Origin of the sequence: Candidatus Marifrigoribacter sp. Uisw_064, assembly GCF_047730175.1 — a bacterium.
In the GTDB taxonomy this organism is placed as follows: domain Bacteria; phylum Bacteroidota; class Bacteroidia; order Flavobacteriales; family Flavobacteriaceae; genus Marifrigoribacter.
Genome location: NZ_CP159833.1, coordinates 1,195,594 through 1,215,672, shown reverse-complemented (window position 1 = coordinate 1,215,672; position 20,079 = coordinate 1,195,594). Strand labels below are relative to the sequence as shown.

Genomic DNA, 20,079 nt, shown 5'->3' with positions numbered 1-20,079 from the left:
TTTTAAAGATTCTCTCATCTAACAGAATGATTAATAGCGAACAACATGCCTGTGCTGAGCTTGTCGAAGCATTGCCTTTAAATAATAAAACCATAAACACATGAAATATCTTTTCATCACACTATTTAGTTTAGCGACATTTTTATCTTGTAATAGCTCTGGTAAAAGTGAACCCTATAAACAAAAATCCGTAGGGAATATTAATTCTTTACAAGTGGTTATTGAAGATGATCTATGGAATGGCCCAGTAGGTGAAACTATTAGAAATCACTATGCTTCACCAACAGATGGTTTGCCACAGGAAGAACCTCTTTTTTCCATGAGACAGATGAATCCTTCAGATTTTACAGGGTTTGCTCAAAGCAATCGATTATTTTTACACGTGTCTTTAGGGGAGGATGAAAAAACCTCAATAGCAAACAATTCATTTGCTAAGCCTCAAACAGGAGCAATTATTATTTCAAAAACAGAGGAAGGTTTAATAGCTTCATTAAACAAAAGTTACAGTCAGGTTATTGATAAATTTCATAATTCTGAAATAAAAGAAAGACAAAGAAGAACGTCAATTTCACCATTAAAAATTGATTCTTTACAGGAAAGATTAGGCGTGCAATTAAAAGTGCCTTCAGCCTATAGAATTGCAAAACAATCAGATGATTTTTATTGGATCCGAAAAGATTTAAAATCAGGAAGCACCAATATTATTGTATATGAAGTTCCATTAAATACAATAACAAACGACAGTTTAGCGATGGGAGAAATTATCGCTATGAGAGACAATTTATCTGGCGATTATATGCCCGTGGAAGAAGGTGGAAGATTTATTACTGAAGAAGCCTATGCTCCATTTTTATTTAAATCTGAAATAGATGGAAAGTTTGCTTATGAAATGAAAGGCACATGGGAAGTAAAAACTCAATATATGGCAGGGCCTTTTTTAAATTATGCTATTAAAGACGAAGCAAATAATAGGTATTTAATTTTAGAAGGATTTACGTATGCACCTTCTGTAGAAAAAAGGAATCTTCAATTTGAGTTAGAGTCGATATTAAAATCGGCTAAAATTAATTAAAGAACATAAAAAAACCCTCTTATTTTAAGAGGGTTTTTTTATGTTCTTTAAAAAGTAGATTTCTATAAAATTACTTTTTTTCGTCTAGCTTTGAGTCGTCTTTATCATCTTCTTTAGAAGCATCTTTAAATTCTTTCATACCACTCCCTAAACCTCTCATTAATTCAGGAATTTTTTTTCCTCCAAAAAGCAATAATACTGCCAATACGATTAAACCTATTTGCCAAGGACCAATTGCTAAGGGTAAAAATAACGCGCTCATTGTTTTTTAATTTTAAACAAAGGTAACAAGAAATCCTAACAAATACCGTTTTCAGACTAGAGAACACTAAAAAACTGTTAAGGAGACCTTATAGACTAGGCGCTAAACATTATATTTGCAATAGGCAAGGACTATATATGGTTAAAAAAGAAAAACGAACAAAGAAAATAAGGAAGAAGCTTCTTCATAAATATCGCCTAGTGGTATTAAACGAGAATACTTTTGAAGAGCGCTTTTCTTTTAAATTAAACAGACTTAATGTCTTTGTTTTTAGCACCGTTTTTACGGTTCTATTAATTGCTCTTACTACCTTAATTATTGCATTTACTCCCTTAAGAGAGTATATTCCAGGGTATTCCTCAACAAAATTGAAAAAGAAAGCAACATTATTGCATTATAAAACAGATTCATTACAGCGAGTAATTAGTATTAACGAACAATATTTAGCATCCATACAAAAAGTATTAACAGGAGACGTTAAAACAGTAGATTTTAATAAAGATTCCATCGTAGAAGCGGCTAAATTAGAAGCTTCAACTATTGATTTAAATCCTTCTGCTGCTGATTCATTATTAAGAGAAAAGGTTTTTCAAGAAGATAAATACAACCCATTAGCAGAAAATTCAGAATTAAATTTTGTGCTCTATTCACCCTTAAAAGGAACCATTACAGAGGCGTATAATCCAAAAGAAAAACATTATGCAGTTGATGTGGTTGCCACCACGAATACTCCTGTTAAATCTACAGCAGATGGTACAGTAATATTTGCTGAATGGACTACTGAAACAGGATATGTTATTATTGTAAAACACCGGAATAATTTAATCTCTGTTTATAAACATAACGGAACACTTACAAAAGAACAAGGAGAACTTGTTAAAGCAGGTGAAGTAATTGCAACGATAGGAAATACAGGTGAATTTACTACAGGACCTCACCTACATTTCGAGTTATGGAGTGATGGATATCCTATTAACCCAACAAATTTTATTGACTTCGATTAGTAATAATTATATAATGAATTAATGATGCAATGAAAGAATAATTAAATAAGTTTTTATCCTTATTTATGTAGGTTAAATGAATAGATTTTTAACAATCCTAAGGAATAATTTCTTTTAAACAAATTCGGTTTTGGTTTCTAAAAAGTCTATTCTCTATTTTTTAAAAGCGTAGCGGTCTTTCATCATTAAATAAAATAGCCTAATTTTAACAAACATTACATAAAACCCCACAAAATTCGTGGTAGAATAATAAATAACATGTATTTAAAATCCTTAGGAGCTAAAATTTTTGCAATAAAAGTGGTGAAGCAAATTAATAAATGGGCCTCACAACCAGTTGAAACACAAGAAAAAATATTTCAGAAATTAATAAAGAAAGCAAGTAATACTTCATTTGGGAAAGACCATAATTTTAAAGATATAAAATCACATCACGATTTTATTAAAAATGTCCCTATTAGAGATTATGAAGCATTACGAAACTATGTAGATCGTGTTGTCGAGGGCGAAGAGGATGTGCTTTGGCCAGGAAAACCTTTGTATTTTGCTAAAACTTCTGGGACCACTTCTGGCGCTAAATATATTCCATTAACTAAAGCTTCAATGCCCACGCATATTGAGGCCGCTAGAAATGCTATTTTATGTTATATCCATGAAACGGGTAATGTAGATTTTGTAAATGGTAAAATGATTTTTTTACAAGGAAGCCCTGTTTTACAAGAAAAAAATGGAATTAATCTAGGGCGTCTTTCAGGTATTGTCGCTCATTTTGTGCCAAAATATCTTCAAAAAAACAGATTGCCAAGCCTTGAAACTAATTGTATTGAAGACTGGGAAACAAAAGTAGATGCTATAGTAAAAGAAACTATACATCAAGATATGTCTATTATTAGCGGTATACCTTCTTGGGTACAGATGTATTTTGAACGACTTCAGGAAGCTTCAGGAAAAAAAATAGGAGATTTATTTAAAAATTTTAATTTATTTATTTATGGGGGTGTTAATTATGAGCCTTATCGGTCTAAATTTGAAGCACTTATAGGAAGAAAAGTCGACAGTATAGAATTATTTCCTGCCTCTGAAGGATTTTTTGCCTTCCAAGATTCTCAACATGAAAAAGGAATGCTTTTGTTATTAAACTCAGGGATATTTTATGAATTTATTGAAGCGGAACATTTTTTTACTGAAAACCCAAAACGCCTGAGCATAGGAGAAGTTCAATTGGATGTAAATTATGTAATGATTATATCCACCAATGCAGGTTTATGGGGCTATAATATTGGTGATACAGTTATTTTTACCTCGTTACAACCCTATCGCGTTATTGTTTCGGGTCGAATAAAACATTTTATATCCGCTTTTGGAGAACATGTGATTGGGAAGGAAGTAGAGCAAGCAATAAAAGAGGCTATGTTAAATTTTAACTTCTCTATTTCAGAATTTACTGTGGCACCACAAACCCATCCAAAAGAGGGTCAATTACCTTATCACGAATGGCTGATTGAGTTTGAAGATGAACCTAAAGATATTTCAGAAATCGAAGCTTTTTTAGATGAAAATATGCAACAACAAAACGCCTATTACAAAGATCTACTCGTAGGTAAAGTACTTCATCCTCTTAAGATAGCATCGCTTTCAAAAAATGCTTTTCAGAAATATATGAAATCTCAAGGAAAATTAGGAGGACAAAATAAAGTTCCTAGATTATCTAACGATCGTAAGATTGCGGATGATTTATTAAAATCAGATTTACTATAGTATCTTTGTAAAGAAATGAATATGATAAAATCACATACCCGAACAAGGGCTCAAGAAAGCTCAGGTGCAATTGAAAGATTGTACATAACAATGCGGCACCTTTTTAATAGAGGGTTTTACAAACCTATGGGTGTTTCGGGTGAAACATTAAGAGATTCACTATTAGCCTTACGCCCCGAAATTTATGGTTCAATTGGGGAAGAAAAGATAGAGCTGCAAGGGTTACTTTATGTAATTGATCGACTTCCGGAAGGTATTGAAGAATGTAAGTTTGTTAATTTAACAAGTGATGAAGGCTATAAAGATTCCCATTTCGAGCCTATAATTCCTTCAAAACGAAGAAGAAACTGCTATCGTATTGACGAAGAGCAGATGAACATTGAAATAACACGAGGGCGTTCTGAAATATATGATATACTAACCCACCTTACATTTTTATTTATTGAATCTCATAAAATAATGAGACAGGTAGTTATTAATGATGGTTCTAGTGTGATTAGAGATTGGAAAAAACTTGAGGCCGCAGTTCTTAAAAAAGGAAAGTTAACACAAACCGAAAAAGAGATTGCTTTAACTCATACTGCTAATTTTCTTGGAAGAACTTTTGAAGAAGTAAATGAAGTTTATGACAGTTTTGCCAGCGAAACAAATAAGCATCGTTTTTTAAATATTATTTACTATTTAGGAAAAAGAGCGATTGAAGAAGAGGTAGAAAACGATAAAAGAATTATCACTTTTACTCCTGTATTGCGAGAACGCTTAGGTCATCATATTCATGGAGAGCGTTGGGCTTATACAATTAAGAAAACACTTCAAGAACAAAACTTATTAGAAAGACCTTTACACATTATTAGTGCGAATATGCACAGTGTAATGAACACACTTTATTCTCCAGCAGCATTAGTTGCCGAGTATAAAAAGCATTCTTCCATGGATATTTACGAAATGTTGAGTAATTCGACAAACAGTAAGTTGAGAAAGAAGGTAATGGATTTAGCTGCCAAAAATGGATTAACTTATATTAAGGATACCAGTGGAGCGAATATTAATGTTCAGATTATTGATACAGCAAAATTGCCAAAAAACAATATTTCATCCAACAACAAGGAACTTTATATTGAGGAACAACCCGTTATTATTGTGATGGATTATGCCTTTGGAGAACAAGCTTTTGAAACAATGGACGAGTTGTTAAAACCTTTTGTGGATGAGGCAAATAAACAAACATTTTTAAATGTAGTTTCTGTTTCAATAATGGGGAAAGCAGGTATTTTAGAAGGAGGAAAAGGAGATATTATGATTCCTTCTTCGCATATTTTTGAAGGTACCGCAGATAATTATCCTTTTAAAAACATGCTAAAAAAGGCACATTTCGCTGAAGAGGATGTCAAGATTAGTAAAGGTGCGATGATTACTGTATTAGGAACATCACTTCAAAATAGAGATATCTTACGTTTTTTCCATGATTCTACTTGGAATGTAATTGGACTCGAAATGGAAGGAGCGCATTATCAAAAAGCAATCCAATCTGCTTCTAAAATTAGAGGTAGTATTAGCCCAAAAGTGAAAGTGCAGTATGCTTATTATGCATCAGATAATCCATTAGAAACAGGAAGTACTTTAGCTTCTGGAGGTTTAGGAACATCGGGAGTAAAACCCACCTATTTAATCACTGAAAAGATGTTAAATCAAATTTTAGATTAAACTAAAAATAATTTTGAAAAACAATAAAGTCTTAATAACTGGAGGAGCAGGGTTTATAGGCTCTAATTATGTGCAGTATATTCTTGAAAATAACCAAGATGAAATTGTGGTATTAGACAACCTGACTTATGCAGGAAATTTAAAAAATTTAGAGTCAGTTTCTCACTTAGAAAACTATACTTTTATTAAAGGAGATATTTGTGATGAAGCTTTAGTAAATGATCTTTTTGAACAACATCAATTCAATAAAGTTGTTCATTTTGCTGCAGAATCGCATGTGGATAATTCAATTACTGGGCCAGGTGCTTTTATTCAAACCAATATAGTAGGTTCCTTTAATTTATTACATGCCGCATACAATTTGTGGATGGACGGTCCAAATCAGTTAAAAGAGGAATTTTCAGGAGCTCGTTTTTTACATGTTTCAACCGATGAGGTATATGGAACTTTAGGTGAAACGGGTCTTTTTACAGAAGAAACACCTTATGCCCCAAACAGTCCTTATAGTGCATCTAAAGCAGCTTCAGACTTTATTGTTAGAAGTTATTTTCACACCTACGGAATGCCAGTAGTGACTACCAATTGTTCAAATAATTATGGGCCTCATCAGCACAAGGAAAAATTAATTCCAACGATCATTCGAAAAGCTATTTCAGGAGAGCCTATACCTATTTATGGCGATGGTAAAAATGTAAGAGATTGGTTGTATGTATTAGATCATTGTAGGGGTATAAAACTAGCTTTAGACAATGGAAGATTAGGGGAAACATATAATATTGGAGGGCGAAACGAAAGAGAAAACTTATATATCGCTCATGCTATTTGTGGTATTTTAGATGAATTATCACCAAAAGAAGGATCTTATAAAGGTCAAATTGCATTTGTAAAGGATCGACCGGGCCATGATTTTAGATATGCAATTGATGCTTCTAAAATTGAAAATGAATTAGGGTGGAAAGCAGATGAAGATTTTGAAAGCGGGATTAAAAAAACCATCGAATGGTATTTAAATAATAAAGATCAATTATGAAGGGAATAATATTAGCAGGAGGATCAGGTACGCGATTACATCCTTTAACCTTAGCGGTAAGTAAACAATTAATGCCTGTGTATGACAAGCCTATGATTTATTACCCTTTATCAACTCTCATGTTAGCTGGTATTAAGGAGATATTAATTATTTCAACACCTCAAGATTTACCACTATTTAAAAAATTATTAGGGGATGGTAAAAAATATGGCTGCACCTTTGAATATGCAGTACAAGAAAATCCGAATGGATTAGCAGAAGCCTTTATTATAGGAAAAGAGTTTGTAGGGAATGATAAAGTAGCTCTTATTTTAGGAGATAATATTTTTTATGGATCTGGATTAAAGGAACTATTACAATCTAATAATAATCCAGATGGAGGTGTTATATATGCTTACCATGTTCAGGATCCAGAACGTTATGGTGTGGTTGAATTTGATGAAAATGGAAAGGCTCTTTCAATTGAAGAAAAGCCAGAAAATCCAAAATCTAACTTTGCAGTACCAGGAATCTATTTTTATGACAATAGTGTTCTTGAAATTGCTTCAAATATTCAGCCAAGTCATAGAGGAGAATTAGAAATCACAGATATTAACAATGTGTATTTAAAACAAGGAAATTTAAATGTAAGCATATTAGATAAAGGAACAGCTTGGTTAGACACAGGTACTTTTGCCTCTTTAATGCAGGCAGCTCAATTTGTCGAAGTGATTGAAGAAAGACAAGGTTTAAAAATTGGATCCATTGAAGAAGCTGCGTATCAAATGGGTTATATCAACAAAGAACAATTAAATAAAATTGTGGAGCCTCTTTTAAAAAGTGGCTACGGAAAACATTTATATATAAAAGATTAGATTTGAAACTACTTGAAACCCCTCTAAAAGGCTGCTTTATTCTAGAGCCCTCTGTTTATAAAGATGAAAGAGGCTTTTTTTACGAATCCTATAATAAAAAACGATTTAATGAAGTAACAAATCTTAACATCGATTTTGTTCAAGACAATCAATCAGCTTCATTATATGGTGTTATACGAGGCTTGCATTTTCAAACAGGTGAATTTGCACAATCAAAATTGGTAAGAGTTCTTTTAGGAAAAGTATTAGATGTTATTGTTGATCTCAGGAAGGGTTCTGAAACTTTTGGACAGCAGTTTTCAATTATTTTGGACGATGTAGATCATAAGCAACTTTTTGTCCCAAAAGGATTTGCACATGGATTTATTACACTTTCTGAACGTTCAATATTTTCATATAAATGTGATAATTTTTATGACAAAGATTCAGAAAACGGAATCATATATAATGACGCAACCTTATCGATTAATTGGCATCTTCCGAGGGAAGATTTTATTATATCAGAAAAAGACATACTTCTTCCAACGTTTAAGGAAATTATTACATGAAACGAGCATGATAAAACTTTTATCACCCTACGAAATTATTAATAGCGAACCTGCCTGCGTTAGGTAGGCAGCATGTGACATATAAGAAATAAGAAAGACACATGAAAAAAGTATTAGTTACTGGGGCAAAGGGTCAATTAGGAAGGTGTATAAAAGATGCTGCCATCAATTTTCCTTTTCTTGAAATTAATTTTGTTTCAAGAAAGGACCTAGATATTGATGATTTTGACGCTGTTCAACAATTTTTTAATCAACATAAATTTGATTATTGTATTAATGCTGCAGCATACACTAATGTTGAAAAAGCTGAAAGTGATTCAGATCAAGCATTTTTAACCAATGCAGAAGCTGTAAAAAATTTAGCTAATATTTGTGACTTTTCTAAGACAACACTTCTACAGGCTTCAACCGATTATGTTTTTAATGGAAAAAAAGAAAGCCCTTATTTAGAAGAGGATCAAACCAATCCAATCAATGTATACGGCGCATCAAAACTAAAAGGTGAAGAGTATATTCAAGAAAGTGGCGTTGACTATTTTATTTTTAGAACGTCATGGTTGTATTCTCAACACGGGCATAATTTTTTAAATACGATTTTAAAATATGGTAAAGAAGGGAAACTATTAACTATAACCACAGAACAAGTTGGTGTACCAACAAATGCTAATGATTTAGCTTTAGCACTCTTGGATGTAATTGTTTCAGATAATAGTGAATATGGCACCTATAACTTTTCTAATTCAGGAAAAGCAACATGGTTTGATTTTGCAAAAGCAATTTTTGAAGAAAACCCACAATTTGACTTATCTAATCTTGCTAAAACCGACTATTACCGTACTTTTGCAGCAAGACCAAAGTATAGCGTTTTAGACACCAATAAGTATAAAAAGACATTTAATACAAAAGTGATTGATTGGAGAGAGAGTTTATCGATCCTTATTAAATTAATTAATTTTTAAATACATAGAAATTATGGGACAGAGTAATTCAGGCGAAATGGACATAATGCAAATATTTAATTCCTTAAAAAAAGTATTAGTAAAGGTTGTTGTTATGTTATTTAAAGTATGGAATTTTATTCTAGAAAAATGGATAATTATTATTTCATTATTGATTATTGGTGTATTACTAGGTTATTTTTTGCAATCAAGTTTTAAACCAAATAAAACAGCAGATGTTCTTTTAAAAGTGAATTTTGATGCTGCAGATTATTTATACAGAGAAGTTGATCTAATAAATAATAAAATAAAACAGAAAGATTCTGTATTTCTTACAAATTTAGGATTATCAACGGATACAATAGAAGTTAAATCATTAAAAATACAACCCGTTGTAAACTTAAAAGATGTTGCAAGTAAATATGTAGATGAAAGTAAAATTTTAGAGAATTTACTAAAAAATGTTGAATTCGAAGGAGAAGAAGTGGTTATTACTAACACTTTCATATCAGATTATAAATATCACACTATAACGTTTAAACTATCTAATAATGCAACTTTAAACACAATTTCAAGTGTTATTGAATATTTTAATAGTAATGAATTATTAGAAAAAGTAAAAATTAAAAAATCTGAAAACTTAAATAGTAGAATAATTTATAATACTAAAATTATAACTCAAATCGATGCTTTAATTGAAACATATAACAGTAATAATTCAATTTCATCTTCATCGAATGACATATTTGTTGTTGATAAAAATTTTGATATGGATGCGATTCTTGACAAAAAGATTGATCTTCAGAAGGAAAACGAATGGATAAGTCAAGAGTTAATTTATTTGGATGAGATCTTTGTTGTTATTAATAACCCTCAATTTACTAAAATAGATAAAGAATTAAAAAATAATAAAATAATTTTCTATCCATTTATTCTAGTGTTTCTATTTTTATTTCTAGCTTTTTTAAAACACCTATATTATTATTTAAAACAAATAGCAGAAAACGCCTAGATATATTAATAATAATTAATTCACCTTAGTTTTGAAATATAATATTATTCATGAAAAATAACTTAATTGTATTTGGTACTCGCCCTGAAGCCATTAAAATGGCACCTTTAGTAAAAGCTTTTTTAGCGGATACTTCTTTTAACACAAAGGTATGTGTAACAGCGCAGCATCGAGAAATGTTAGACCAGGTACTTGACTTTTTTGAAATAATACCCGATTACGATTTAAATGTAATGAAGCCTAATCAAAATTTATATAGTTTAACAGCAACTATAATTGAAGGGATGAAGCCAGTTTTAGAAGAGGTGCAACCAGACTATGTTTATGTTCATGGAGACACTACGACATCAATGGCTGTTGGAATAGCAGCTTTTTATAGTGGAGCAAAAGTGTGTCATGTAGAGGCGGGCTTGCGTACTTTTGATAGAAAATATCCATTTCCTGAAGAGTTTAATAGGCAACTTACCGGAAAAATTGCTGATTATCATTTTGCTCCAACAAAATTATCTCAAGCTAATTTATTACAAGAAAATACTTCAAAAGAAAATATTCTGGTAACAGGAAATACAGTAATAGACGCTTTGTTATTTGGAATTGAAAAAGTAAATTCAAGCAATTTCAAAGATCCAGAAATTGAAAAGCTAAAAGAAATTCTGGACTTTCAGAAAAGAATTATTTTAGTAACAGGGCATCGAAGAGAAAACCATGGTCAAGGACTTTTAAATATTTGTTCGGCCTTAAAAACTATTGCTGAAAATAATTCAGATGTTCAAATTATTTACCCGGTACATTTAAATCCGAAAGTAGAAAAACCAGTGTATGAATTACTTTCGGGAATTAATAATGTATTTTTAGTAAAACCATTAGCTTATGCTGCATTTATTTGGTTGATGGAAAAATCACTTGTCATCATTACAGATAGTGGAGGAATACAAGAAGAAGCGCCAAGTTTAGGGAAACCAGTTTTAGTGACGCGAGATACTACAGAGCGCCCAGAGGCAGTAGAAGAAGGGACCGTACTGTTAGTGGGCACGAATACAGAAAAAATAATTGAAGAGACACAAAAATTAATAAGAAACACTAAATATTACAATAGTATGAGCATGCTACATAACCCCTATGGAGATGGAAAAGCAACTTCTAGAATTGTAAATTTTATTAAGAAATTATAATATGAAACGAGCATGTTAAATTTTTTATCACACAATAAAATGACTAATTGCGAACCTGCCTGCGGCAGGCAGGCAGCAGATGTCCGATTTAAAAAACAATATTGATATATGAAAAATAAACCCAATGTAGTCATGATGGGTCTTGGATATATAGGCTTACCAACAGCAGCATTAATTGCTAGCAGAGGATTAAGAGTAACAGGAGTCGATATTAGTCAACGCGTTGTTGATACCATCAACAAAGGCGAAATACATATCGTTGAACCAGATTTAGATGGTCTAGTTCACAAAGTAGTTAAAGAAGGGTATCTTAAAGCCTCAACAAGCCCTATTACTTCTGACGTATATTTAATTGCTGTTCCTACCCCTTTTAAAGGCGACTATAAGCCTGATCTTTCGTTTGTGGCAGCTGCAGTAAAAAGCATCATTCCAACCCTTAGAAAAGGAGCATTAGTGATTTTAGAATCGACGAGCCCTGTTGGAACCACTCGAAAGATGGAACAACTCATATTCGAACAGCGTCCCGAATTAAAAGAAAACATTTATTTGGCTTATTGTCCTGAGCGTGTTTTACCAGGAAATATTCTTCATGAATTAAAACATAACGATAGAGCTATTGGTGGAATTAATGAAGCTTCTACAGAAAAGGCAATTGCATTTTATAAACATTTTGTAGTTGGAACATTACATCCAACTAATGCCAAAACTGCCGAAATGGTAAAATTGGTTGAAAATGCTTCAAGAGACAATCAAATAGCATTTGCTAATGAATTATCCATTATCTGTGACAAGGCTGGAATAAATGTATGGGATATGATTGCTCTAGCCAATAAACATCCTAGAGTTAATATTTTAAATCCAGGAACTGGTGTTGGAGGTCATTGTATCGCTGTAGATCCATGGTTTATTGTTTCTGAATTCCCAAAGGAAAGCCCATTAATTAGAAAATCAAGAGAAGCGAATAACTATAAAACAGAATGGGTTTTAGAAAAGATAAAAAATAAAGCACTTGCATTTAAAATTGAAAATAACAGAGATCCAATCATAGCCTGTATGGGACTTGCTTTTAAACCAGACATTGATGATTTAAGAGAATCTCCAGCGCTTTATGTAGCAGAAACCCTACAAGAGCAAAAATTCACTATTTTAGCTGTAGAACCTAATTTGGTTTCAAACGAAAAAAGAAAACTTATAGATACCAGTCAAGCTTTACAGCAAGCTGATATTTTAGTGTTTTTAGTTTCACATTCAGAATTTAAGACATTAGAAATTGATAAAACAAAACAAATATTAGATTTTTGTGGAGTTTTAAATTAATACAGATAAGAGAAGAATATGCTTTTTAACTCTTTAGATTTTGCAATATTTTTCCCGATATTTTTTATTATATATTGGATTTTTTCAAAAAAAATAGTTGCCAGAAACGTTTTAATATTAACTTCTAGTTATATATTTTATGCTTGGTGGGATTGGCGCTTTCTCTTTTTAATCATTTTTAGTTCCATTGTTGATTTTACGATAGGACAAAAGATATTTAAAGCATCAAAAAAACGGACCAAACGAAATTATTTAATTGTTAGTTTAGTCCTAAATTTAGGTTTTTTAGCATACTTTAAATATGCAAACTTTTTTATTGATTCATTTATACAATCTTTTCGATTGTTTGGTGCTGATTTAGATTCATATTCATTACATATTATATTACCTGTAGGAATTAGTTTTTATACTTTTCAAACTTTAAGCTATACCATCGATATATACAGAGAAAGATTAAAACCAACTAAAAATTGGTTAGCCTTTTTCTCTTTTGTAGCATTCTTTCCTCAATTGGTTGCTGGACCTATCGAAAGAGCCTCTCATCTTTTACCTCAATTCTTTAAAGTTTATAATTTTAATTATAAACTATTTAAAAGTGGAATGCTATTAATTGCTTTTGGATTGTTTAAAAAAATGGTTATTGCAGATCGATTGGCAATACTTGTAAACGAAGTGTATAATAATCCAACTGATCATGGAGGACAAGCCTTGATTATAGCAACCATCTTTTTTGCTTTTCAGATTTATTGTGATTTTTCTGGTTATTCAGATATTGCTATAGGTATTGCAAGAACTTTAGGTTTTGATTTAATGAAAAACTTTGACACCCCTTATTTTTCTAAATCGATTACTGAGTTTTGGAGACGCTGGCATATCTCATTATCTACATGGTTTCGAGATTACGTATATATTCCTTTAGGAGGAAGTAGAAAAGGAAAGAATAGGATGTATATCAACCTATTATTGGTCTTTGTCATTAGTGGACTTTGGCATGGTGCAGCCATAACATTTATTATTTGGGGTTTTATACATGGAGTTATTATTGTTATAGAAAAAGCCACGGACAATTATAAAACATCATTTTTTAAAAAAATACGAATTGATAAAAATAATCTTCTAGAAAGAACACTCTTTTTAATGATAACTTTTTCTATCGTTTGTTTTGCTTGGATCTTTTTTAGAGCCAATAGTTTTACAGATAGCATGTATATTGTTCAAAATCTATTCAAATTTGACCCAGAGCTTAAAAATTTCTATAGTTTAGGACTAGTTTCCTCTGAATTTAATTTAGCGTTAGTTGCTATCATAGCTTTATTAGGGTTTGATTATTTTCATAGAAAGTATAATGCATTTAAAGCATTAAATAGAATGCATTTTCTGGTAAGAAGTGTTTTTTATGTAATTATTGCTTTTATAATCATCATTTTTGGTATTTATGGAAATGATAGTGTTTCAGAGTTTATTTATTTTCAATTTTAATTCATTATGAAAAGAAAAACAACTGTTTCTATACTTTCCTTTTTAGTGTTATTTTCATTAGTGTTTATTTATTTAAATGAAGTGTTTAAATCTGAGCACCATTATATTAATACAAGTGAAGATTTTACAGTTTTAGCTGAAAAAACTAATATTGACGTTATATTCTATGGAAGCTCTCATTCTTATACGGCCTTTAACCCACTTATTGTTGATGATATATGCAAGACCGTTAGTTATAATTTAGGTTCAGATGCATTAAAAGTAGAATTAACAGATTTGGTTTTAGTAGAGTCATTAAAAAAAACAAAACCAAAATTAGTGATTTTAGAAGTATACCCGCCAACATTAAGACCTGTAAAAGGAAAAGAAGACAAAGCTTTTCATTTACGAGCAATGGATGTTGTGCCAAATGTTTCTTTATTGAAGGCTGAAAAAACGTTAAAAATATATGAACCAAAGGAGTATTTAGGTGTTATGTTTCCTTTAATTAGAAATCATTCAAAATGGAAAACGAATAAATTTTTTAACTTATCTCGCAGAAAAAAGTTAGATTCCACTAAAAATTATTTTTACGGAGGTTTTATAGGCGCAATAAATGTAATGAGTTTAGAGGAGCAAGAAAAGTATAAGGACTTTAATAAAGAACCTTTAAATAATGACCCAAATAGATCTTGGCTTACCGATCTAGCAAAAGAGGATATTAAACGTTTTGTTGATCTGGCTAAAAATACAGGAGCAGAAGTACTCATTGTTTCTTCTCCAGACCCAAGAGCAAGAGTTTCATTTAACTATTATATTTTTTCTGAATTGGAGACACTCTGTCATTCATTAGATATTTCTTTTCTCAATCTTAATGATTATTTAAACGAAATGAATTTAAATGTTATAGACTTTAAAGACAATTCTCACTTAAATACCTATGGTAGCACTAAAGCAACAATGTTTCTTGCAAACTACATCAAAGAGCATTATAGTTTAAAAGATCGTTCTACTGATGATGTCTGGAAATTTTCGCAAAAAAAACATGCAGAGTTTAAAAACATGTATTCTTTTTTTAAGCCTGTTTCATTTAAAAGAGAATTAAATGAAACAGTCTTAAAGTTTATAACAATCAAGGAATTAGAGATTCTTAGTTATCAAAAAGAGAAACTTAATTTTCGAGTAAAATTGGATAGCAGTTTTATAGGTTCTGGAGAAGAAAACAAATATCGTTTGGCTATTCATATTTATCCTAAAGATGACCACAAGGAAATGCTAAGTGATAGGAATAAATCAATAAAACGAAATTACGATTTAGATGATTTTGTTTTAGATGGAAAAAATAATTTTTCTTTAGAAATAAACACAAAAATAAAAAACATAAAAAAAATAGAGCTTTTTCTTTTTGATAAAGATGGATACAAAGGAGTTATTGGAGAAAGAGTGAAGATTAAAGATATTTTTTTTCAATCTAGAAAAAATTAAGTAATAATGAAAAGAATTTTATCATCATTAAGTATATTAATACTACTGAATAGTTGTATTAATAAATCTTATGACGAGGCGTTAAATTCTGGTTTAGAAAAATATCCTAGAATTAGAAATCTTAATTTAAGTCTAGTTGAAGGATATACTGTCGAAAAACTTGCTTTTTTTAAGACAAAAGAGCATGAATATAAATTTGTATTAAAATTAAGTGATGCTACTACAGATACACTTGTTGAGCGTTATAGTCTAGGATTATTTGGTTTTGTAGATAAAAAATATCTTAAGGAAAACAAAAATCATCTATCTTGGAATTCTAAACCAGTCATTGAATCTTTTGGAAAGTATAAATACATTATTAAAGATATAGTTATACCTACAAAAGAAATGGATAGTATTATTTATTTTTTATATGATCGAGATAAATATAGAAAGGTTATTGGTCATAGAATAGTACTTAAAAATATACAGCTTAGATAAAAAATTAAGGAACAAGCCGATGAGTTCAAAAAAGTTTTTAAAAAACATTTTCCTTAATAATTCCTCCCAAGGCCTTCAGTTTGGTTCTAGATGGATATTTAATATCACCTTGATTAATGTACTGGACATAGGAACTTATGGGGTATTTTCTTTCGTATATTCCATTTCAAATACTTTGTTAGCAGTCATACCCTTTGGTAGTCCTGTTTTTTTAATTAACGAAGTAGATGATTTAAAAGCAAGTAAAAATAAGCTGTTAGATTCTTTTTGGGTGGCGAGTATTTTGTTTTTAGGTTTATTGGCAATCTATTTAATTCTTAATCTTTTTTTAGAAAACATAAAAGGTTGGAATTATGTTGGATATGGAGTTTTACTAGGCTTTGTATTGTCGTTAAATATGATTTTATTTTCTTTTTTTAAAGGGGTTGGAGATTTTGCCAAAGAACTTAGGGCTTATACTGTTTTCTTCCTTTGTTTAATAGCATTTATAGCTTATTTGTTTTTTTTCGAGACCTCAATTAAAAACATACATTTTATTTTTGGAGTGCTAATTGGAATTAATGCTTTGGTTTTCTTTCTTACTTTTTTCTCTAACAAAATGTTATTTCAAAGCACTTCTTTAAAAGATATAAGTCAAAGTAGAAAGCGTATAAAAAAGGCTTTTTCTAAAAGAAAATATTTTGGTTTTCAAGAAATAGCCACTGCTGTATATACACAATCAGGGATGTTGTTACTTTTTTATCTATTAGATGAAAACACCTATGGTTATTATAGAGCCCTATTTGTTATTATATCTCCTTTATTTTTATTTACAGTGGCTCTATCTCAGGTGGTTTTAAATTATTTAAAGAAACAGGATAGAAAATCAATGATTAGCAATTTTAGAAAAATACAGGTATTTAGTTTCCTAATAGGTGTTGCCGCAGTTTTGGTATTGTTTTTCTTAAAAGATTTTATTTTTAAAGTTATTAAAGTTCCTACGACTCAAGATATCATTATAGCTTTTAAGCTGGTATTAGCTACTGCTTTATTACGTTTTATATTTTCTAATTACGAGATGTTGATTATTATTTATGATAAACAGAAGTATCGCTTTTATGCGGTTCTGGTTATTGCGGTTATTAATATTATATTAGTATTTAGTTTGTTGCCACAATATGGCATTATTGGTGCTGTTTTAACTAACTTTATATCTTATTTATTATTATTAACTGGTCTTTTGTTTATTACAGAAAGAACTTTAAAGCATAAATAGTAACTCAAAAAAGCAAAACTATTTTGATATTAGTATTTATTCAATAAACGGTTTAAATATTTCATCTTTTTCATATATTACTTTGTCTAATTATCAAATAGATATTAGCCATCTTACAGCAGGAGTATATATTATTAACTTTATAGACATAGATGGGTTTAGCCTCTCAAAAAAACTCATTGTTGAGTAAAATAGTATCATTAAGGATTTATATCAATATTGAATAAGTCAATTATTTAGAGTAATTGATGGTATTAATAACAAAAGAATATTATTTTTATCCTTTTAAAACAATTAATTTTGTTGGCTAACCCTATTATGGAGACTCATTTGGATAACATAAAGATAAAATCATTACCCTATTTAAGGTTATTCCTTATTATTTTTTTATTAATCAACTTAGTGGGGATTATCAACTTTCCCTTTTATCGAGAGACACTTAAAAATGATGTATTATTTTTTCTAGTATTCTTGGGCTTTATGGGTTTTACGATAGGAACATTGCTTATTCGTACTTTAAAATTTAAAACCCCATCAATTAAGGGCCGGTTTAAGCCTAAATTGTTTAGGATGATCTTTATTGGGGTTAACCTTCTTTCTTTTTTATTGATTGTTATGACTCATGTAATGAATCGGGGAATTCTCATTATAATGGGAGACAAACGCTATGTTACTTATGCCTATACTACCTTATTTATTTATTGTGGACTAATCATTACGTTGTTGTTTGTGGCTCAAACGCTATTAGACAATAAACGATTAAGTAAAAGACTCATCTTTTTTGTAGTTCTTCAGTCGATTTCAGTATTATCTATGGGATATCGCTCGCCATTAATTATACTCGTAGGGGGCACTCTTCTTATTTTTATTATGATTGAGAATGACTATCAAAATAAGTTTAAAAAGGTATTTACGATTCGAAATATTTTATTGTTTCTGGGAGTCCTCATTTTAATGTCTTCTATTTCCTCGTATCGAGTGTCTCAAAAATATGACGTTCGTAGGTTCTTTAGAAGCATGGACTTTGATTTCATAGATGATCATCCTTATATAATGCCTATAATGCCCACCCTTGCGGTTTTCAGGTATGATCAAGATATTGTGATCAAACTCATTAAAAAAACAAGGTATAAGCCTTTAATGGGAGAATTAGCTATGTCTAATTTTTTAACTCTTTTGCCTGGAGAACAACTTGGGGTGAGAAATATTATTGGAGGTATAGTCGATTCTCGTAAATTTCCAGATGGTCGACCTTGGTCAATTACCCCCACTTTACAAGGAGCATTGTTTGTGGATGGAGGTTTTTTTGGAGTATTTTTTGGATTTTTTATACTTGCAGCATGTATAGAATATTTTAAGAAAATCATGGTTAAAAGAAAAGATCCATTTTCTACAGTACTCTATGCTATGTTTGCTATCAATTCTTTAATGTTAATCCATACGGGTTATTTCGATGTTATATTCTTTCTGCTTATTGCAGTTATGGTTGCCTTAAGAATCGTCGTAATGAGAATCAAGTTTTAACATTAAAATATTCTGTATTCACAAACGAGCATTGTCATAAAATTAATTGATATTTGTTTTTATCTTTAGCTATTAAGCTTATAATTATGAAAATATTTCTAATATCCAACATGTATCCATCTAAAATGGATCCTTTATTTGGCGTATTTGTGAAGAATTTTAAGGAACTCCTTAGAAAACAAGGTGTTGAGTTTTCCGCATCTTCAGTGATTAATGGAAAAAGAACGGGAGTTTTAAAAAAAGCACTGACCTATTCTAAGTATTATCTATCAATAACGAAGAATCATTTTTTTAAAAAATTCGACCTGCGATATGTACATTATTTAACGCATAATTCCCCAATTTTATACCTTCTGAATTTCCTTAATAAGAAATCCCCTTTGGTTGTAAATGTTCATGGCTCTGACATTTTAGACTCACAAGGAAAGTTTATTAATAAAATAAACATCAAGGTTCTAAAGAAAACGGACTTGGTAATTACTCCTTCCCAATATTTTAAAGAGATTATGCTGAATTTCTATCCTTTTTTAAAGCCTGAGGATATTTTTGTTTCTCCATCAGGTGGGATAGATACTTCTAAATTTTATTATATTGAAACGAAAAAGAATGCCTTACCAACAATGGGTTTAATTTCTAGAATAGATGAAGGAAAAGGATGGGATGATTTTTTAAAAGCGTTAGATATTTTAAATCGAAATGGGTTTAATTTTAAAGTTAAAATAGCTGGACAAGGATTACAAGAAGGCTTATTGAAGCAAATGATATTAGATTTTAAACTATCCGATAAAGTAACATTTTTGGGCTTAATTAATCAAAACGAGTTAATTCATTTGTATAATGAAATTGATGTCATGGTATTTCCCACTAAAAGAGAAGCCGAAAGCCTGGGATTAGTTGGTTTAGAAGCTATGAGTTGTAAAACGCCTGTTATAGGAAGCAATATTGCTGGATTAAAAACGTATATTGAAGAAGGGTATAATGGGTTTTTGTTTGAACCAAGTGATTTTGTTCAATTAAGTGAAACTATAGATAAATTTTTTAAACTTTCAGAAACAGAAAAACAAGAACTATCAAAAAATGCCTTGGAGACCTCATCAAAATATGAAGCAAAGAATATAGCTAATATTTTGAAAAATAAATTATCTGAATTATGTTAAATAAGTTAAAACTGATATTTTATTATGCCTTTTTTTATAAGCTACCTCA

The 20,079-nt window shown here is 30.4% G+C and carries 19 protein-coding genes; 18 read left to right on the top strand and 1 reads right to left on the bottom strand.

Going from position 1 to position 20,079, the window contains the following annotated elements; translation table 11 throughout:
- Window positions 1-100 precede the first annotated feature (100 nt).
- Window positions 101-1,072 carry a DUF4837 family protein gene (locus tag ABXT64_RS05435; protein ID WP_443634561.1) on the top strand — a complete coding sequence of 324 codons (972 nt, stop codon included), beginning with the start codon at window positions 101-103 and terminating at the stop codon, window positions 1,070-1,072.
- 70 nt (window positions 1,073-1,142) lie between these two features.
- Here ABXT64_RS05435 and tatA read toward each other — a convergent pair whose 3' ends face one another.
- On the bottom strand, window positions 1,143-1,334 hold the full coding sequence (tatA, locus tag ABXT64_RS05430; RefSeq protein ID WP_443634559.1) for a twin-arginine translocase TatA/TatE family subunit: 192 nt from the start codon (window positions 1,332-1,334) through the stop codon (window positions 1,143-1,145).
- A 137-nt stretch (window positions 1,335-1,471) separates the two neighbouring features.
- Between tatA and ABXT64_RS05425 the strand changes: the two genes are divergently transcribed.
- The 17 genes from ABXT64_RS05425 (at window position 1,472) to ABXT64_RS05345 (ending at window position 20,030) form a co-directional block, all read left to right on the top strand.
- Window positions 1,472-2,338, top strand: coding sequence for a M23 family metallopeptidase (locus ABXT64_RS05425; protein WP_443634557.1), 867 nt, complete (start codon window positions 1,472-1,474; stop codon window positions 2,336-2,338).
- A 258-nt stretch (window positions 2,339-2,596) separates the two neighbouring features.
- The gene (locus ABXT64_RS05420) at window positions 2,597-4,096 is read left to right on the top strand and encodes a GH3 family domain-containing protein (protein ID WP_443634555.1); all 1,500 of its coding nucleotides are present in this window, start codon (window positions 2,597-2,599) and stop codon (window positions 4,094-4,096) included.
- Window positions 4,097-4,111: 15 nt separating this feature from the next.
- Window positions 4,112-5,800 (top strand): DUF6909 family protein, encoded by a 1,689-nt coding sequence (locus ABXT64_RS05415; protein ID WP_443634553.1) that lies wholly within the window; start codon window positions 4,112-4,114, stop codon window positions 5,798-5,800.
- A 13-nt stretch (window positions 5,801-5,813) separates the two neighbouring features.
- Window positions 5,814-6,830, top strand: a complete 1,017-nt coding sequence (rfbB, locus tag ABXT64_RS05410; RefSeq protein ID WP_443634552.1) for a dTDP-glucose 4,6-dehydratase — start codon at window positions 5,814-5,816, stop codon at window positions 6,828-6,830.
- On the top strand, window positions 6,827-7,684 hold the full coding sequence (rfbA, locus tag ABXT64_RS05405) for a glucose-1-phosphate thymidylyltransferase RfbA (RefSeq protein WP_443634551.1): 858 nt from the start codon (window positions 6,827-6,829) through the stop codon (window positions 7,682-7,684). The genes rfbB and rfbA overlap by 4 nt, the downstream gene beginning before the upstream one ends.
- A gap of 2 nt (window positions 7,685-7,686) precedes the next feature.
- Window positions 7,687-8,232 carry a dTDP-4-dehydrorhamnose 3,5-epimerase gene (gene rfbC, locus ABXT64_RS05400; RefSeq protein ID WP_443634549.1) on the top strand — a complete coding sequence of 182 codons (546 nt, stop codon included), beginning with the start codon at window positions 7,687-7,689 and terminating at the stop codon, window positions 8,230-8,232.
- A 101-nt stretch (window positions 8,233-8,333) separates the two neighbouring features.
- Window positions 8,334-9,191 (top strand): dTDP-4-dehydrorhamnose reductase, encoded by an 858-nt coding sequence (gene rfbD / locus ABXT64_RS05395; RefSeq protein WP_443634547.1) that lies wholly within the window; start codon window positions 8,334-8,336, stop codon window positions 9,189-9,191.
- A 13-nt stretch (window positions 9,192-9,204) separates the two neighbouring features.
- Window positions 9,205-10,182 carry a hypothetical protein gene (locus tag ABXT64_RS05390; RefSeq protein WP_443634545.1) on the top strand — a complete coding sequence of 326 codons (978 nt, stop codon included), beginning with the start codon at window positions 9,205-9,207 and terminating at the stop codon, window positions 10,180-10,182.
- A gap of 50 nt (window positions 10,183-10,232) precedes the next feature.
- Window positions 10,233-11,354 (top strand): non-hydrolyzing UDP-N-acetylglucosamine 2-epimerase, encoded by a 1,122-nt coding sequence (gene wecB / locus ABXT64_RS05385; RefSeq protein ID WP_443634543.1) that lies wholly within the window; start codon window positions 10,233-10,235, stop codon window positions 11,352-11,354.
- A gap of 108 nt (window positions 11,355-11,462) precedes the next feature.
- Complete coding sequence (gene wecC / locus ABXT64_RS05380) at window positions 11,463-12,671, top strand: UDP-N-acetyl-D-mannosamine dehydrogenase (RefSeq protein ID WP_443634542.1); 1,209 nt, start codon at window positions 11,463-11,465, stop codon at window positions 12,669-12,671.
- Window positions 12,672-12,689: 18 nt separating this feature from the next.
- The gene (locus tag ABXT64_RS05375) at window positions 12,690-14,150 is read left to right on the top strand and encodes an MBOAT family O-acyltransferase (protein WP_443634540.1); all 1,461 of its coding nucleotides are present in this window, start codon (window positions 12,690-12,692) and stop codon (window positions 14,148-14,150) included.
- A gap of 6 nt (window positions 14,151-14,156) precedes the next feature.
- Window positions 14,157-15,614 carry a hypothetical protein gene (locus tag ABXT64_RS05370; protein WP_443634538.1) on the top strand — a complete coding sequence of 486 codons (1,458 nt, stop codon included), beginning with the start codon at window positions 14,157-14,159 and terminating at the stop codon, window positions 15,612-15,614.
- 6 nt (window positions 15,615-15,620) lie between these two features.
- Window positions 15,621-16,094 (top strand): hypothetical protein, encoded by a 474-nt coding sequence (locus tag ABXT64_RS05365; RefSeq protein ID WP_443634537.1) that lies wholly within the window; start codon window positions 15,621-15,623, stop codon window positions 16,092-16,094.
- A gap of 19 nt (window positions 16,095-16,113) precedes the next feature.
- On the top strand, window positions 16,114-17,349 hold the full coding sequence (locus tag ABXT64_RS05360) for a lipopolysaccharide biosynthesis protein (RefSeq protein WP_443634535.1): 1,236 nt from the start codon (window positions 16,114-16,116) through the stop codon (window positions 17,347-17,349).
- Window positions 17,342-17,539, top strand: coding sequence for a T9SS type A sorting domain-containing protein (locus tag ABXT64_RS05355; protein WP_443634926.1), 198 nt, complete (start codon window positions 17,342-17,344; stop codon window positions 17,537-17,539). The genes ABXT64_RS05360 and ABXT64_RS05355 overlap by 8 nt, the downstream gene beginning before the upstream one ends.
- Before the next feature lie 128 nt (window positions 17,540-17,667).
- On the top strand, window positions 17,668-18,873 hold the full coding sequence (locus ABXT64_RS05350; protein ID WP_443634925.1) for an oligosaccharide repeat unit polymerase: 1,206 nt from the start codon (window positions 17,668-17,670) through the stop codon (window positions 18,871-18,873).
- Between the two features lie 86 nt (window positions 18,874-18,959).
- Window positions 18,960-20,030, top strand: a complete 1,071-nt coding sequence (locus ABXT64_RS05345) for a glycosyltransferase family 4 protein (RefSeq protein WP_443634533.1) — start codon at window positions 18,960-18,962, stop codon at window positions 20,028-20,030.
- Window positions 20,031-20,079: the final 49 nt, after the last annotated feature.

Bases quoted from the DNA above. Each gene is read 5' to 3' on its own strand.
- ABXT64_RS05435 (WP_443634561.1), top strand. From the start codon at position 101: ATGAAATATCTTTTCATCACACTATTTAGTTTAGCGACATTTTTATCT.
- tatA (WP_443634559.1), bottom strand. From the start codon at position 1,334: ATGAGCGCGTTATTTTTACCCTTAGCAATTGGTCCTTGGCAAATAGGT.
- ABXT64_RS05425 (WP_443634557.1), top strand. From the start codon at position 1,472: ATGGTTAAAAAAGAAAAACGAACAAAGAAAATAAGGAAGAAGCTTCTT.
- ABXT64_RS05420 (WP_443634555.1), top strand. From the start codon at position 2,597: ATGTATTTAAAATCCTTAGGAGCTAAAATTTTTGCAATAAAAGTGGTG.
- ABXT64_RS05415 (WP_443634553.1), top strand. From the start codon at position 4,112: ATGAATATGATAAAATCACATACCCGAACAAGGGCTCAAGAAAGCTCA.
- rfbA (WP_443634551.1), top strand. From the start codon at position 6,827: ATGAAGGGAATAATATTAGCAGGAGGATCAGGTACGCGATTACATCCT.
- rfbD (WP_443634547.1), top strand. From the start codon at position 8,334: ATGAAAAAAGTATTAGTTACTGGGGCAAAGGGTCAATTAGGAAGGTGT.
- ABXT64_RS05390 (WP_443634545.1), top strand. From the start codon at position 9,205: ATGGGACAGAGTAATTCAGGCGAAATGGACATAATGCAAATATTTAAT.
- wecB (WP_443634543.1), top strand. From the start codon at position 10,233: ATGAAAAATAACTTAATTGTATTTGGTACTCGCCCTGAAGCCATTAAA.
- wecC (WP_443634542.1), top strand. From the start codon at position 11,463: ATGAAAAATAAACCCAATGTAGTCATGATGGGTCTTGGATATATAGGC.
- ABXT64_RS05375 (WP_443634540.1), top strand. From the start codon at position 12,690: ATGCTTTTTAACTCTTTAGATTTTGCAATATTTTTCCCGATATTTTTT.
- ABXT64_RS05370 (WP_443634538.1), top strand. From the start codon at position 14,157: ATGAAAAGAAAAACAACTGTTTCTATACTTTCCTTTTTAGTGTTATTT.
- ABXT64_RS05365 (WP_443634537.1), top strand. From the start codon at position 15,621: ATGAAAAGAATTTTATCATCATTAAGTATATTAATACTACTGAATAGT.
- ABXT64_RS05360 (WP_443634535.1), top strand. From the start codon at position 16,114: ATGAGTTCAAAAAAGTTTTTAAAAAACATTTTCCTTAATAATTCCTCC.
- ABXT64_RS05350 (WP_443634925.1), top strand. From the start codon at position 17,668: ATGGAGACTCATTTGGATAACATAAAGATAAAATCATTACCCTATTTA.
- ABXT64_RS05345 (WP_443634533.1), top strand. From the start codon at position 18,960: ATGAAAATATTTCTAATATCCAACATGTATCCATCTAAAATGGATCCT.